Genomic DNA, 15590 nt, shown 5'->3' on the forward strand with positions numbered 1-15590 from the left:
AAAACCCGTGACAATCACGGGTTTTTACATTCATTTCAATTTCTTGATTTCTTCCGTCAGCTCTTTGAATTTTTGATCAAGCTCACGATATTGTTTATCAGCCGGAGTCATGAAGCTGAGTTTTCCGAGGACTTCCTGCCGTTCGGTTTCAAGCTTTAATCGCAGTTCTTCAGCATCGTCCCTGACAGAGGGGGATTCTTTCCATTGTTTTCGGACGCTGCCATTTGAGATATCAAGCCGGATGTCCGTCGTCTTTTCGAGAAAGTAACGATCATGAGATACGATGATAAGCGTTCCGTCGTATCGGGCCAAAGTGTCTTCAAGCTGCTCGCGTGACGGCAGATCAAGGTGGTTTGTCGGCTCATCCAGAATCAGCACATCTTTCTCCTCTAAAATAAACGCCATCAGTTTGCATTTGACCCGTTCTCCCATGCTCATCTTGCCGATGGGTTCCGTCCATTGCGCTGCGGTAAATCCTAAATGCTTCATGAGGGATTGAACATTTCCCCTTGCTTCGAACGTTTCTTTGTAAAAAAGCTGTTCGGGGGTTTTATCAAGCGGGAGGTCGAATACTTCCTGGGTTAAATATCCGACGTTTGCAGACGGAGAAATCCATATGCTGCTGTCCTGTGCTTTTTCCTGACCGAGGATGACCTTCAATAATGTTGTTTTCCCGCTGCCGTTCGGGCCTGTAATCGCGATCTTTTCACCGTGCATCACAGTGAAATTCACGTTTTTGAAAAGCGTTCGGCCGTCATATGACTTTGTGACATCACTTACTTCTAAAAAACGCTTTCCCGCTTTTTTGCGGTGCTCAATGGAAAAACGGACTTCATACTCCGCTTCAACCGGTTCTGCTTTCGCTTTTTCAAGCTCTTTTTCAAGACGCTTCTGCTTTGATTTAATCTGGGCGTCCGTGCGTTTTGCTTTTACGCGATGGTATTCTTTAAATCCTTCTATTTTCGTTGATTGGGCATGGGCTTTTTTCGACCAGGCGCTCAGCTCGTTCATTTGAGCTTCAATCCGTCTGATCATATTTTGCTGATTCTCATATTCCCGCTGCTGTGTCAGCCTTCTCTGTTTGCGGACCTCCATATAGCTTGAATAATTCCCTTTATGTTCAATGAGTTTCTTTCCTTCGATGGCCCAGATTTTTGTCGCCGCTGCATCTATAAAAGCACGATCATGCGAAACGAAAATAATGGTGCCTTTGTAATTCTTGATCTGATTTAGCAGTATTTCTAAACTGTGCTGATCGAGGTGGTTCGTCGGCTCATCTAATAACAAAAGGCTGCTTGAGGAGGAGAAACCTTTGGCAAGACGGGCTTTCAGTTTTTCTCCGCCGCTCAATTGCGAAAAGGCGCGTGCGGGCACGTTCCACTTTTCTAACAAGGCTGCCTCCGCAGGCTCCGGATGGCCGGAATCATAAGCTTCCGTTTCTTGTTCCACCATATATATGTTCACATCTTGCATCATCTGAATCTGTCCTTGTGACGGCGCTTTTTGATTGCAGATCAATTGCAGCAATAACGATTTGCCGGCGCCGTTTTTACCGATAACGCCGATGATGTCACCTTGCTGAACGCTCGCGCTGATCTGTTCAAAAAGGGGAACGCTGTTGATTTCATAACTGATGCCGCTTATTTTTAACATTTCTTTCATATGTCAATCCCTCGCTTTAAAGGGAGGACAAAAAAATCCTCCCAATTGATTTGGAAGGATTAGCCGTACCTGTGCATGATCAAATAAGCTATTTTCACATAGCTTTCGTATCGTATAGAAAATGGGCAGACTAATCCTATTTTTTCTGATTTGAAATATTTGATTTCAAACGGTCAAAATAAGATTAGTTAATCATTGTCCACCCATCATCCCTTCGTATTTGTTACAACCAGTGTAGCACACACTTATCTGTAAAAGCAAAGGGTATAAGCCTTTTTATTCCAGATTGGAGGCTTCCCACTCTTCTTCTAAAACGGCATAATAATATTCATCCCACCATTCATTATCATGGGGGATGCATTTTTTAAAAAAGCCTTCCCGTCTCATCCCGATCTTTTCCATCACTCGGTGCGAAGCCGTGTTTTCCGGCTGACATGTCGCAATGATCCGGTGTAAGTTCATCTTGTTAAACCCGAATGCCAGCACGGCGCGCGCCGCCTCTGAAGCATATCCTTTGCCCTGGTATTCCGGGTGAAACACCCAGCCGATTTCATACGTATGATCGCCAAAATACTGAAAAAAAGCAATGTGGCCAATGACCGTTTTCTCATCCTTCAATAAAACGGGAAACTTCCCGGCATGTTCACCGCTGTTTTCAGTAACGAATTTCCTGGCATCTTCTTCGGTAAAGACACCCTCTGGTATATATTTCATGACATTCGGATTTGACGTGTACGCATAGACATCCTGCCAATCTTCCGGCTCAAATGTCCGAATGACGAGCCTGTCAGTTTTGATATTCATTTTTTATGTTCCTCCATCAAAAAAGGTTTCATTTACTACTTCGATTGAAAGATGTAAAAACCTTTGAGCGGAGAAGAGCCGAATAAAAAAAGCCTGCAGCTATACACTGCAGGCGGTTATTTTTCATTCGCGGCGGCGGGCAGGTTTGTAAATCCGAATTGCCCTCCGACAGCTTCTTTTACTTCATGAATAACGATAAATGATTTCGGGTCAATTTTTTGAACATGTTTTTTGATTTTCAGCAATTCGTTCTTTTTAATGACGACATAGATAATGCGCTTGTCTTTGCTGCCGTAATACCCGTATCCGTAAAAAATCGTCGCCGCGTTGCCGTACTCGGAGGTGATGGCTTTGGCGATTTCTTCGTATTGGTCAGACATAATGGTGAGGGCTTTTTTATTATGGAAACCCTCAATGACAATATCGACGATTTTGGCGCACAGATATACGAATATAAACGTATACAGCATGTGATTGATGCCGATCGCTAAAACGGATGCGAAAATGATGACACAATCCATATAAAACATGCTTTTGGAGATGTTAAAGCCCTTTGTGTAATTTAATAAATACGCCAAAAGCGTGGTTCCGCCGGTAGATCCGTCAGCGATAAAGATCAATGCCAGCCCCGCTCCCATCAGCAGAGCGCCGAATACAATCCCTAGCACCATGTCGTGCACGCCGAACGGAATAAAGCTGACGATGCTGAGAAAAACAGAAGTCATCCCCGTACCGAGTATCGTGTATAAAATCGTTTTTTTCGTTAAAAATTTATAAGCCAGCCCGATAAAAATCAAATTTACAACCAGAGTCGTAATACTTGCAGGTATATGGAAAAGATAATATAACACGAGAGCGATTCCCACGGTGCTGCCGTCCCCTAAATGATTCGGGATGACGAAAAATTCCACGGACGCTGCAATAAGAAAGGCTCCGGCCATAATCATCAGTATATCCTTGCAAATGTTCTTCATGTGCAAACCTCCTCTGCAGTCAAAAATATATAAAAAACAAAAACGCCTCAAAAATTATCCAGCAGAACTAAATAATTTTTAAGACGAAACATTCGCAATTTCGTTTGTTCATTCAGTAAAGAATGATCAGCTTCAATATCGAAGATTATATAGACACCTTCACATCTTGTCAATGCCGTGAAAATTGATTTTTCTGCAGTGTATATGAGGTTTAAATCAAGTTAAAACGAGGAATTATATCAGAAGAGTTTTCATTTCTGCTCTATCAATAAGAGAAATGTAATGAAAGACAACGAAGAAGGGATGATGACATTGGAACGAATTTTTATCAGTCCGGCCAAATACGTGCAGGGAAAAAACGCCATTGAAACGATCGGCGGACATTTGGAGGGCGTTGGTGAAAAAGCCGTCGTCATTGCGGACAAAACCGTATGGGATATCGCGGGCCACAAGGTGACGGCTGAATTAAAGAAAAGCAATATTTCTTCTGAAGAGGCGGTTTTCAACGGCGAAGCCTCCCAGGAAGAAATGAAAAGAATTGCCGGCATCGCAGAAAAAGCAGGCGCGACTATTGTCATCGGAGTCGGCGGCGGTAAAACGCTTGATACCGCCAAAGCCGTATCAGATGAAATAAACGGCTACACCGTTATCGTGCCGACGGCCGCTTCAACGGATGCTCCGACAAGCGGGCTGTCTGTCGTATATTCTGAACAAGGCGCGTTCGAAAACTATCGTTTCTATCATAAGAATCCTGACTTGGTTCTGGTCGATACGAAAATCGTCGCGGAAGCTCCGCCGCGCTTTTTAGCATCAGGGATTGCCGATGCGATGGCGACGTGGATAGAGGCGCGCAGTGTCATCGCCAATGGCGGTAAAACGATGGCAGGCGGAATTCCTACCATCGCCGGAGAAGCTATCGCGGAAAAATGTGAAGCGGTGTTATTCAAATACGGCCGTCTCGCTTATGAGTCTGTGAAAGCGAAAGCCGTTACGCCCGCATTGGAAGCGGTGGTTGAAGCCAATACACTTCTGAGCGGACTGGGATTTGAAAGCGGCGGCTTAGCTGCGGCACATGCCATTCATAACGGATTTACCGCGCTTGAAGGTGAAATCCATCACTTGACCCACGGTGAAAAAGTGGCATTCGGCACGCTCGTTCAATTGGCGCTGGAAAAACGTTCGCTTGAGGAAATTGAGCGGTATACCGCGTTTTATATCAGCTTGGGGCTGCCTGTCACACTTGAAGACATCAAATTGAAAGACGCATCTAAAGAGGACATTATGAAAGTGGCAGAAGCCGCGACGATTGAAGAAGAAACGATTCATGCCGCTTTTGACGTGACGGCTGACGACGTGGCGGATGCCATTATAGCGGCTGATCAATACGCAAAAGCATTTAAAGAAAAACACGCGTAAAACCTTTTACCGCGTGACCCGGAACCAAGGGCTGTTACAGCCCTTGGTTTTTTTGTGCCCTTTGAAAACTTTTAAAAATAAAGAAAAAATTATGATACAATATACAAATGTTTTGAGAGATTGACAAAGGAAAGGTGGGAACGATATGCTGCATAATCCGACCGGTAAGGAGCGGCTTGCGCTTGCTTTTCTTCTCGGCATGCTTGCGATACTGGGGCCGCTCAATATAGATATGTATCTGCCGAGTTTCCCTGAAATCGCTGAAGATTTAAGCGCCCGCGCATCGCTTGTCCAGCTCAGTTTAACCGCATGTCTGATCGGGCTGACAATCGGACAGGTTGTTGTCGGCCCGTTAAGTGACGCGAAGGGAAGAAGAAAACCGTTATTACTATGTATTTTTTTATTTGCGTTGTTTTCTCTGTTTTGCGCGCTTGCACCGAACATTGCAACACTAGTGATTGCCCGTTTTCTTCAAGGGTTCACCGCTTCGGCAGGACTCGTTTTATCCCGTGCAATCGTCAGAGATGTGTTTACGGGAAGAGAGCTTTCTAAATTTTTCTCGCTGCTGATGGTCATTACCGCCGTCGCGCCGATGGTGGCGCCGATGACGGGAGGCGCGATTTTACTGCTTCCGTTTGCATCATGGCATACGATTTTTCTCTTTTTAACGTTTATCGGTTTTTTGCTTGTAATCATCATTGCGCTCAAGCTGACAGAAACCCTGCCGCCGGAAAAGCGGATTCCGAGCTCCATCGGAAATTCCGTGCGGACAATGGGAAGCCTGCTGAAGGATCGGTCATTTATCGGCTATGCGCTGACGGTCGGTTTTATTCACGGCGGGAGCTTTGCGTATGTCTCCGGAACGCCTTTCGTGTATCAGGATATTTACGGAGTAACGCCTCAGGTATTCAGTGTTTTATTCGGCATAAACGGTCTGGCGATCATTACCGGAAGCTTTATCATCGGGCGTTTCGGCGGGATCATTCACGAAAAAAGCCTGCTGAGAATCGGCGTGATTACAGCGATGACGGCGACTGCCGTTCTGCTCGTCATGACAATCATTCACGGGCCGCTGGCGGCACTGGTGATTTCCATTTTTATTTATATGATTACGATCGGCATGACGCTGACAAGCACCTTTACATTGGCGATGGAAAAGCAGGGACACCGCGCGGGAAGCGCAAGCGCACTGCTCGGCATGCTTCCGCTTCTTCTCGGTTCCATCGTGTCGCCGCTTGTGGGGATGAATGAAGCGACGGCCGTGCCGATGGGGGCAATAATGTTCACGACATCCGTTATCGGTTCCATCGCTTTTTTCGCCTTAACAACAAAACCGGAGAAAGCAAAAAAGGAGTGAAATGATTCACTCCTTTTTTTGATGCCCGCTATTCATATTTCTTCAGCACGATCGCCGAATTATGCCCCCCAAAGCCGAATGAGTTGGAAAGGCCGATCGTTAACGATTGCTGGCGGGGTCCGTCTGCTACATAGTCCAAATCACATGCCGAATCAGGGTGCTGCAGATTGATCGTCGGCGGAATGATGCCGTGTCTCAGGCTTTCTGTCAGAGCGATGGCTTCAACGCCGCCTGCCGCGCCAAGCATGTGGCCGAGCATTGATTTGTTGGCCGTAACTGGAATGTCATAGGCAAGCTCCCCGAATAATGTCTTGATGGCCAATGTTTCAGAAAGATCTCCGGCTTTTGTGCTTGTCGCATGGGCGCTTACGACATCAATGTCTTCCGCTGAAACGTTCGCCTTTTTCAAAGCGTTTTTCATCGCCAGGTATGCGCCCGTTCCTTCCGGATGGGAGGCTACCATATGATAGGCGTCAGAGCTTGCGCCGTAGCCGAGCACCTCACAAAGGATCGGGGCATTTCTGCCGATTGCGCTATCCAATGATTCCAATACTAAGATGCCCGCGCCTTCACTCATGACAAACCCATCGCGATCCGCGTCAAACGGCCGGCTTGCCGCGGCGGGGTCTTCGTTTCTCGCTGACAGCGCGTGGGCATTGCCGAAGCTGGCTAATGACAAATTCGTAATCGCCGCTTCCGCTCCCCCGGCAAACATGATATCTGCGTCATCATTCCGAATGGCGTTGAATGCTTCCCCGATCGACGTATTGCCGATGGAACACGCGGTGACGGGAGAAAGTGAGGGGCCGAGCGCGCCTAATCTGATGCTGATTTGAGCGGCGGCCGCGTTTGAGATCATCATGGGGACAAGGCTCGGGCTCACTTTTCGCGCTCCCCGTTCATTTAAAGTATGAACGTTATCAACCAAAGTCGTGATGCCGCCGATTCCCGAACCGACGTACACGCCGAGGCGTTCACGGTCAATCTGATCGAGCTGAATCCCGGAGCTTTCAAGCGCCTGTTCCGCTGCCGCTAAAGCAAACTGGCTGAAACGGTCAAGTCGTCTCGCTTCTTTTCTGCCCCATCTTTCTTCTGCGTCAAAATCACGGACGGTGCCGGCTATTTTTGTCTTTGAACCGGAGACATCAAACGAATCGATGAAAGAGATTCCCGATTTTCCTTCCGTCAGGTGTTTCCAAAATGTATGCACATCATTGCCGAGAGGTGAAATCACTCCCATTCCGGTGATCACAACTCTTTTCATGGTCATTCCTCCTTCGGTATGTATTTATTGTAACTCGCAATTATCCTATTACAAGTTGTTGATTATCCTAGTATAATGAATACCAGGGTAAGAGAGGAGAGATTCGGTATGATACCAGAAGGAAGATTGCAGGCGCTTTCAGAGTTTTTAAAAACGCAGCGGGCCAAAATTTCTCCGCAGATGGCCGGGCTGCCGATGGGCACACGGAGAAGAACGCCCGGACTACGAAGAGAAGAGGTCGCGCAATTAGCCGGCGTAAGCACCACGTGGTATACGTGGCTGGAGCAGGGCAGAGATATTAAAGTGTCCGCAGCCGTATTGGACGCCGTTTCCGATGCGCTGCAGCTCAACAAAGATGAGAGAAATTATTTATACGCGCTTGCCATTGAGGAGGGCGTGAAGCAGCCGTTTACCGCGGAGGAAGAAGCGGTTATCAGCCCGTCGCTTTCAAAAATCCTGCAGGAGCTCCGTTATTGTCCCACCATTATCTCGGACAGGCGGTGTCATATCGTAGGATGGAACCAGGCCGCGGCTCACGTGTTTTTAGATTTTGAACAAATTCCTCCTGAAAAACGGAATCTCATAGAGCTATTGTTTTCCAGAAAAGAATTAAGAAGTTTAGCCGTGAACTGGGAGCACTTTGTGAAAGGATTCATCGCCATTTTCAGAACGTATTACGGCCAGTATGTAGCTGATACGTGGTATTCTCAGTTTATAGAAGAAATGGAGAAAACGTATTCGGAATTTCATACGCTGTGGAATGAGAGCGAAGTCAGCTCGGCACCCGAAGTATTAATTGAGTTCCGCCACGCGAAGGCGGGAAAAATGGTCTTTAACCTGACTTCATTTCAGGTTCAGGGCAACAGTGATCTGCGCTGCAGTGTGTATACGCCGGTAGATCATACCGAAACGGAAGCAAAGCTGAAAAAGCTCTTCGAAAACAGGTGAAGAACAGAAAAAAACGGGAGGCGGCCGCCTCCCGTTTTCAGTTTAAAATAAAAGCATGAGACCGGCGATGGCCGGTGTTAAAAAGATGGCTGATTTCAGAATGACTTTCGGCACGAGGTTGGTGAATTTCGCTCCGACATATGCGCCGCACATCGTTCCGATCAGCACTTTGACCAACAGCATATAATCGACAAATCCTTCCGTCACATAACCGAGTCCTCCGCCGACCGCAAGCGGGATAATGACAAGCATGGTGGTGCCGACCGACTGGCGGATGGATAAGCGCAAAAGAATCATTAAGCCGATTTGGATGAAAGGGGCAGAGCCGATCCCGAATGTTCCGGACAAGATTCCTGCGATGACACCGAGTACAACGGCTTTCACCCATATATTCAGATTGCTTTGCCGTCCGGAATCTTCATGTGTTTCTTTTACAATAAATAACCGGACTAAAATAAGCAGAGCAGATAAAAACAGCATGCCCGCCGTCAAGTAATGCAGCAAATCTGCGGGGATAAGGGAAGTAAGCCTTGCCCCGAAAAACGAACCGAATGCCGCAAAAACGCCGACGATGAGGCCGATCTTCATCTGAATATTGCCTTCACGGTAGTGGCTGAAAGCCCCCGACAAACTTGTGAAAGCCATTCCGGCGAGGGAGGTGCCCAAAGCCGTATGAATCGGTACGTGAAACAGTATAGTTAAAAGTGCAATGACAAAACCGGCTCCCCCGGCGCCGATAAACCCGAGAATAATCCCGAGAAGAAACATAACGAGTATAATAAGCACAATCTTCTCCTCCATTTAGATGCCTGATCACCATGTTCCGCTCCGCTGTATCAGGTTCTAATAATCGACCGTAGTCCGTCGACCGTCGTCTAATATCTTTATGTTACCTCAAATTTAAGGTATTGGCAAGAAGCCGAATCGCTTTTATACAGAGGGTTTACAGCTCTTTCACCATCACTTTTTCCCCGTTTGAGTCCAGCTCTCCATTGAATAAGAAGCCGAATTTTTGATAAAGCCGCAATGCGTGGACGTTATCTTCAAACAGGCTTAAATAAATCCGTCTGCAATCATATATTTGAGCGAGATGACGGATTAGGGCATCAAGCAACAGCTTGCCCAATCCCCGTCCCTGATAACGTTCATCAATAAAAAAACGGTCAAGCCACACTCTGCCGTTTTCATTTTCCTCATCATATTCCGGAAACCATCCGTACATGGCAAAGCCGACCAATTCCCCGTTAACATAAAGACCGGCCGGCTGATAATGCCGGCAATCCTCAGCATCTTGTAAGCACTCTTCCGCGGTTTCAATAAATGAAGTCTGGCTTTCACTTACATGAAGCGCCAGTATATCGGCACGGTTTTCTTCCGTGACTGTTCTGATTTCAATCGTCATACTTGTTACTCCTCTTCCGCTTTTTTTGAGACGGTAAAGCTTTCATTGCGTAAGCCATTTGTGAATCAGCTTTCTCTCGGATACAATGATCATCATAAAGGATATGGTTACCGTATAGTCAAGGAGGCATTATGAGCGAAGACGTCAGAAAATACTTCACAACGGGTGAATTTGCAAAACTGTGCCACGTAAAAAAACAAACCCTGTTCCATTATGACGAGATCGGCCTGCTTTCTCCGGAAATCAAAAAAGCGAATGGATACAGATACTATTCCTATCATCAATTCGAACTGTTCCAGGTCATCGGTCTGTTTAAGGAGGTCGGCGTGCCCTTAAAGCAGATCAAACCGCTCTTAACAGACAAAACTCCTGAAGGTATCATCACGCTTTTAAAAGAGAAATCTTCAGAAATCGAAAGCAAAATCAAAAAGCTGGAGCACCTGCAAAGGATGATTCAGACAAAGGTGAAGCTGACCGAACAAGCCTTGGAGACAGACTTTTCCTCCGTCTCATTGCAGCGATTAGATGAAGAGACACTTATGATAGGACGACCCGTACTCCATTTGCCAGAACGGCAATACACTGCCGCCATTTCCGAATTGATCCGCTATATGCGGGTACATGAACTCGATCAGGGGCATCCGGTCGGCGGACTGTTTGCGCGGGAGCAGATTCTGAAAAAAGAATTCTACAACTACACCCATTTTTATATGAAGACAGAAGAAGGCATAGAGAATAGAGACCTCCATATCAAGCCGAAAGGGCTTTATGCCGTCGGGTACCAAATAGGGGATGAAGCGGAAGCGGCTTACCGCAGCATCATGCAGTTTATTGAAGAGTATGGGCTGGAAATGGGCGATTATGCATATGAAGAATATATGTTTGATGAGGTTGTGGCGGACGGGTTTGACAATCAGATCACAAGAATCCAGCTGCAAGTCCGCAATCGATAAAGCCGGTGCCGCCGTTCGTTTACGTCTTCTAACAAACCTTGTATAATGAGAAAAATCAGATTGCAATTGAGGTGAAACACGATATGTTTCTAGCGCCCTTATTTGAACATGATGTACCGGCAGCACTTCTCCGCCCTTAATGGAGGAAAGTGACTGCGCTTCTCTCCGTTAGGGCATATGACGTGACCTAATATGATAACGGAGGGTGCATCAAATTGAAAAATACATTGTTCGGTTCGATTTATTTGACATTGGCCGCCAGTATCTGGGGAGGTATGTATGTCGTTGTAAAAGTTGTGGTAGCGGTCATTCCGCCGCTTGAACTGGTATGGCTGAGATATGCGGTGGCGCTTCTTTCGCTTTTGATTCTCAGTTTGTTTACACGCCAATCCTGGAAAGTTCATAAACGTGATTTATTACTGATCGCTGCGATCGGATTGATCGGCAACACGATTTCGATCGTCACGCAGGAAATCGGCACGAAATTATCAACCGCGCAGATGGGTGCGATTATTACGGCATCCACTCCCGCATTTATGGTTGTATTTGCCCGGCTGATGTTGAAAGAGCGGTTAACGCTGAAAAAAGGAATATCGACAGGGCTGGCGACGATCGGAGTATTGCTCATTGTGGGGAACGGAGATCTCGATATGTCGAGCCAGCTCGGCGGTCTCTCGCTTCTGGCTGCGGCGCTGACATGGGCTTTGATGTCCGTGCTGATGAAACGGGTTCCCGGCCATTACTCACCGCTTGTCGTCACAACGTATTCCATTTGCGTCGCATTTGTCATCCTGACCCCGTTTACAGCGGGCCCGCTTCAGGAGATTCCTTTGTCTCAGCTTGCCCGGCCTGAGATATGGGGCGGACTTTTATATTTGGGTGTGATCTCAACCGCCTGCGCGTTCATGCTTTGGAATCGCGGATTGCAATTGCTGAATGCGGCAAGCGGCGGTCTGTTTTTCTTCTTTCAGCCGCTTTCCGGGACATTGCTCGGCTGGCTGCTGCTGGGAGAGACGATCGGAGGAACCTTCTGGATCGGGGCGGCCCTTATTGTTTCAGGCGTCGTTCTCGTCATGAAAGAAAAATAGAAAATGAAAAAAAGCCATTCAGCAAATGAATGGCTTTTTTCTGTTTTCCCGGCAGGATTCGCCCCTCCATAAACAGAAAACAAGGAGCAGAAACGGATCATGGGCACCGGTACTCTCAAGGTGCAATACTCGGACCCTCAGGGTTTCGTCAATTAACATAACGGGCGGTGAAAAAATGGAGCCAAAATGGCTTGAATGGGCAAAACAGCTTCAATCCGCGGCGCAAGCGGGGCTGGCTTATTCCAAAGACATATATGATATTGAGAGATTTGAAGAAATAAGAAAAATAAGCGTGGATATCATGGCGCATCATACCGGCATCGATAAAAGGGTCATCAAAGACGTATTCGCCGGTGACACGGGCTATCCCACTCCGAAAGTTGATATCAGAGCGGCAGTTTTTAAAGATCAGAGCATATTAATGGTAAGAGAGAAAAGCGACGGCAGATGGGCGCTGCCGGGCGGATGGGCTGATATCGGGATTTCTCCGGGCGAGACCGCTGTCAAAGAAGTAAAAGAGGAGTCAGGAATCGACGTAAAGCCCGTTAAACTGTTAGCTGTAATGGATAAGAAATGCCATTCCCATCCGCCGTCCGCCGCCCACGTTTACAAAGTGTTTATCAAATGCGAGATCATCGGCGGCCGGATCAGGGAGGGAACAGAAACAAGCGCCGCCGGCTTTTTTGCGGAAACGGAACTGCCGCCGCTATCTGAAGCCCGCAATACAAAAAGTCAGATTGATAGGATGTTTGCATATCTCAAACATCCGGACGAACCCGTTTATTTTGATTAAGGCAGCAATCAGAAAGAAAAGGGGGCCCGAGTATAATGGAGGATTCAATTAAACAGCAGGCGCAGCGGCAATTTGCCAAAAACGCCGCGAAATATGTGACTAGTCCAGGACACGCCGCAGGAGAGGATTTGGCGTATCTCGTTTCAGCTTCCGGTGCCGAAAAGCATATGGACGTGCTGGATATCGCGACGGGAGGCGGACATACGGCTAACGCTCTCGCTCCTCTCGTACGCTCTGTTATCGCCTATGACCTCACGGAAGAAATGTTAGCAGCCGCTGAAGCATTTATAACCGGAAACGGATGGACGAACGTTTCATTCGAAAAAGGCGATGCTGAAAAGATGCCGTTTTCCGATGCTGCTTTCGATATCGTCACATGCAGAATCGCGGCGCATCATTTTCCCGATGTCAGAGCCTTTGTTCATGAAGCGTTTCGGGTTGTCAAACCGGGCGGCAGACTGCTTCTCATTGACAATACCGCACCTGAAAAGGATGAATATGACCATTTTTATAATGACATTGAGAAGAGACGGGATCAGAGCCACTTTCGGGCGTGGAAAAAAACAGAATGGCTCCGTTTTCTGGAGACAGCCGGCTTCCGGATTGAATCCGCTGTCTGCTTTTTGAAACCATTTCAATTTACCGTCTGGTGTGAACGGGCAGGCCTGACTGAAGAGAAAGCCGCATTACTGGAAAAACAGATGCTGGATGCTCCTCATGATATACAGCGGTTTTTTTCTGTAGAAAAGGATCAATCAGGCCGTATTGCGGGCTTCACAGGTGAATCGGCCTGTTTCTGCGCGATCCGTCCCGTCTGAGACGAAAAAAACCGCTGTGCAGTTTTTCTGCCCGCGGTTTTTTCGTATTATCTGTTCTTGATTTGAGAAATAATAGCGGAAGTGACATCTTCCGTTGAATGTTTTCCGCCGACATCAGGAGTCAGAATGCCGCTGTTTGTGACCGTTTCAATAGATTGTAAGAGGAGATGGCCCAGTTCCTCTTCTCCGAATGAATCGAGCATTAATTTCGCCGTCCATATTTGGCCTATAGGATTGGCAATTCCTTTTCCGACAATATCCGGGGCGGAGCCGTGAACAGGCTCAAACATGGAAGGATATTTGCCGTTTACATTGATGTTGGCTGCGGGAGCGATTCCGATGCTTCCCATAATCGCCGCACCGATATCTGTCAGCACATCTCCGAACAGATTCGAAGCGACAATGACATCAAAGCGTTCCGGCTGCGTGACAAAGAAGGCCGCCAGTGCATCGATGTGCTGGGAATCCGTCTCAATCCCGGCGTACTCCCGGCTGACCTCTTTAAAGATGTCATCCCAGAACGGCATCGAGTGAACAATACCGTTTGATTTCGTCGCGCTTGTGACGTGTTTCCGCCGACTTGCCGCCAGTTCGAAAGCATACCGCATTACTCTTTCCGTACCCCGTCGGGAAAAGACCGCGTTTTGTATGGCGATTTCGTCCTCACCCTGATAGATTCTGCCGCCGACAGAGCTGTACTCGCCCTCACTGTTTTCGCGGACGACTATCAGATCAAAATCCTTCGGGTTAACGAGGGGGGAAGTGATTCCCGGCAGGAGCTTTGCCGGCCGCACATTAATCACCTGTTCAAATTCCCGGCGTATCTTGATGAGCAGCCCCCACAGCGAAACATGATCGGGGACGAGTTTTTGATTCCCCACCGCCCCCAAAAACAAAGCATCAAAGTGCTGTAACCTTTCTAATCCATCATCCGGCATCATAGTCCCGTGCTCCAAATAATACTCGCAGCTCCACGGAAAAGAAGTGAAATCAAAGGCAATGCCTCCATGTAATTCGGCAATCGCATTCAACACCCGCTCCGCTTGAGGGACTGTTTCTTTCCCCACACCGTCCCCCGGTATGCTGGCAATCTTGTATGTTTTCATGTTTCCGTCACCTCTGAATGAATTGTTTTCGGTTTACGGCAGACCGTCGACCGTCGTTCATTATAATTCCATATTACGCCACCTCCGATATGCTGACAAGCTCGGGAATGTTGCTTCCATAGATAAACTGTTATATGATCTTGGTAACAATAAGGCCTAAATTGTATGAAGAGGTAGGAAAGATGGATAATTTTAAATTAGATAAGCCAATCCCGTATTATCTGCAATTTTATTCCCAATTGAAAAAAATGATATTTGACGGGATTTTTAAACCGGGTGAACGGCTGAATGAGACTCAGCTGGCCAAGGATTTCGGAGTCAGCCGGTCGCCGGTCAGAGAAGCCATGCGGCTCCTTGAAAAGGACGGGCTTCTGACGGCAGACGATCGAAACGGCTTTGTCATTTATTCTTTGTCCGTTAAGGATGTTGAAGAGATTTATAAAATCAGAATGTCACTTGAATCACTGGCAGTCGAACTGGTTATTGATGAAGCGGCTGAGAGTGAAATTGACCTCATTGAAAAACAGCTGCGCAAGACGGAAGAAGCCATCAATAAAGGCGTCAAAGAGACTGAGATTATTTCCTTGAACGAGACGTTTCATCAGCTCCTTGTGGATTTCAGCCATAACAGCCGGCTGGCCATGCTGCTTGAGCATGTCAATGTGCTGATTCATTTTTGCAGAGTTCTTAATTTTAAAGGCGATGACCGTGCGGAGGTTATTCTGCATGAGCACCGAAAAATCTTTGAAGAAATAAAAAAGGGCGACAAAACAAAAGCCGTGCAATATATGACGGAGCATCTCAAGCATGATGAAGAACATCTGAAAGGCGTGCTGAGAGCGGAAGAAACAGACGAATCATCACGATAGACAAGGTGAAAAGCCTTGTCTTTTTTTTTGCCGATGTCATCGAACCGTCATAAAGACCTGACGGATGTTCCTTGCATGATTTTTTCCGCGTCATTTATGATGGATATGGAAGAGACGCAAAAAAGGCAAAGGAGTT

The 15590-nt window shown here is 47.1% G+C and carries 15 protein-coding genes; 8 read left to right on the forward strand and 7 right to left on the reverse strand.

The genetic code is table 11. The features are described 5' to 3' along the window. Positions 1-30 precede the first annotated feature (30 nt). The 3 genes from abc-f to U2H13_RS03025 form a co-directional block, all read right to left on the reverse strand. Positions 31-1662: a ribosomal protection-like ABC-F family protein gene (gene abc-f, locus U2H13_RS03015; protein ID WP_376700666.1), complete on the reverse strand. Its 1632-nt coding sequence runs from the start codon at positions 1660-1662 to the stop codon at positions 31-33. Positions 1663-1938: 276 nt separating this feature from the next. Next, positions 1939-2466 carry a GNAT family N-acetyltransferase gene (locus U2H13_RS03020; protein ID WP_110124544.1) on the reverse strand — a complete coding sequence of 176 codons (528 nt, stop codon included), beginning with the start codon at positions 2464-2466 and terminating at the stop codon, positions 1939-1941. Between the two features lie 116 nt (positions 2467-2582). Then, positions 2583-3440, reverse strand: a complete 858-nt coding sequence (locus tag U2H13_RS03025; RefSeq protein ID WP_003156057.1) for a YitT family protein — start codon at positions 3438-3440, stop codon at positions 2583-2585. Between the two features lie 282 nt (positions 3441-3722). Here U2H13_RS03025 and U2H13_RS03030 point away from each other — a divergent pair, with 282 nt between their 5' ends. Both U2H13_RS03030 and U2H13_RS03035 read left to right on the forward strand, forming a co-directional pair. Further along, the gene (locus U2H13_RS03030; protein ID WP_021495026.1) at positions 3723-4856 is read left to right on the forward strand and encodes a glycerol dehydrogenase; all 1134 of its coding nucleotides are present in this window, start codon (positions 3723-3725) and stop codon (positions 4854-4856) included. 145 nt (positions 4857-5001) lie between these two features. Beyond that, positions 5002-6213 carry a Bcr/CflA family efflux MFS transporter gene (locus tag U2H13_RS03035; RefSeq protein WP_014417042.1) on the forward strand — a complete coding sequence of 404 codons (1212 nt, stop codon included), beginning with the start codon at positions 5002-5004 and terminating at the stop codon, positions 6211-6213. A gap of 28 nt (positions 6214-6241) precedes the next feature. On the opposite strand, the gene fabF is transcribed toward U2H13_RS03035, so the two are convergent. After that, a complete protein-coding gene (gene fabF / locus U2H13_RS03040) occupies positions 6242-7477 on the reverse strand; it encodes a beta-ketoacyl-ACP synthase II (protein WP_376700667.1) in 1236 nt (411 codons plus the stop codon). 108 nt (positions 7478-7585) lie between these two features. On the opposite strand from fabF, the gene U2H13_RS03045 reads away from it, so the two are divergent. Beyond that, positions 7586-8425 carry a helix-turn-helix transcriptional regulator gene (locus tag U2H13_RS03045; protein WP_014417044.1) on the forward strand — a complete coding sequence of 280 codons (840 nt, stop codon included), beginning with the start codon at positions 7586-7588 and terminating at the stop codon, positions 8423-8425. A gap of 42 nt (positions 8426-8467) precedes the next feature. Here U2H13_RS03045 and U2H13_RS03050 read toward each other — a convergent pair whose 3' ends face one another. Together U2H13_RS03050 and U2H13_RS03055 are read right to left on the reverse strand one after the other, a co-directional pair. Further along, positions 8468-9211 (reverse strand): sulfite exporter TauE/SafE family protein, encoded by a 744-nt coding sequence (locus tag U2H13_RS03050; RefSeq protein ID WP_021495024.1) that lies wholly within the window; start codon positions 9209-9211, stop codon positions 8468-8470. 157 nt (positions 9212-9368) lie between these two features. Further along, positions 9369-9827 (reverse strand): GNAT family N-acetyltransferase, encoded by a 459-nt coding sequence (locus U2H13_RS03055; RefSeq protein WP_021495023.1) that lies wholly within the window; start codon positions 9825-9827, stop codon positions 9369-9371. Between the two features lie 131 nt (positions 9828-9958). Between U2H13_RS03055 and U2H13_RS03060 the strand changes: the two genes are divergently transcribed. The 4 genes from U2H13_RS03060 to U2H13_RS03075 all read left to right on the forward strand — a co-directional run bounded on the left by U2H13_RS03060 (position 9959) and on the right by U2H13_RS03075 (position 13479). Beyond that, the gene (locus U2H13_RS03060) at positions 9959-10780 is read left to right on the forward strand and encodes a MerR family transcriptional regulator (protein WP_014417047.1); all 822 of its coding nucleotides are present in this window, start codon (positions 9959-9961) and stop codon (positions 10778-10780) included. Between the two features lie 215 nt (positions 10781-10995). After that, a complete protein-coding gene (locus U2H13_RS03065; protein WP_014417048.1) occupies positions 10996-11868 on the forward strand; it encodes a DMT family transporter in 873 nt (290 codons plus the stop codon). 175 nt (positions 11869-12043) lie between these two features. Continuing rightward, the gene (locus tag U2H13_RS03070) at positions 12044-12661 is read left to right on the forward strand and encodes an NUDIX hydrolase (protein WP_015416929.1); all 618 of its coding nucleotides are present in this window, start codon (positions 12044-12046) and stop codon (positions 12659-12661) included. Between the two features lie 35 nt (positions 12662-12696). Then, a complete protein-coding gene (locus U2H13_RS03075; RefSeq protein WP_015416930.1) occupies positions 12697-13479 on the forward strand; it encodes a class I SAM-dependent methyltransferase in 783 nt (260 codons plus the stop codon). Positions 13480-13526: 47 nt separating this feature from the next. Here U2H13_RS03075 and U2H13_RS03080 read toward each other — a convergent pair whose 3' ends face one another. Continuing rightward, on the reverse strand, positions 13527-14585 hold the full coding sequence (locus U2H13_RS03080) for a tartrate dehydrogenase (protein WP_053573706.1): 1059 nt from the start codon (positions 14583-14585) through the stop codon (positions 13527-13529). Between the two features lie 182 nt (positions 14586-14767). Here U2H13_RS03080 and U2H13_RS03085 point away from each other — a divergent pair, with 182 nt between their 5' ends. Further along, complete coding sequence (locus U2H13_RS03085) at positions 14768-15454, forward strand: GntR family transcriptional regulator (protein ID WP_039252541.1); 687 nt, start codon at positions 14768-14770, stop codon at positions 15452-15454. Positions 15455-15590: the final 136 nt, after the last annotated feature.

Source organism: Bacillus sp. A1, from assembly GCF_042296235.1.
GTDB lineage: Bacteria > Bacillota > Bacilli > Bacillales > Bacillaceae > Bacillus > Bacillus velezensis.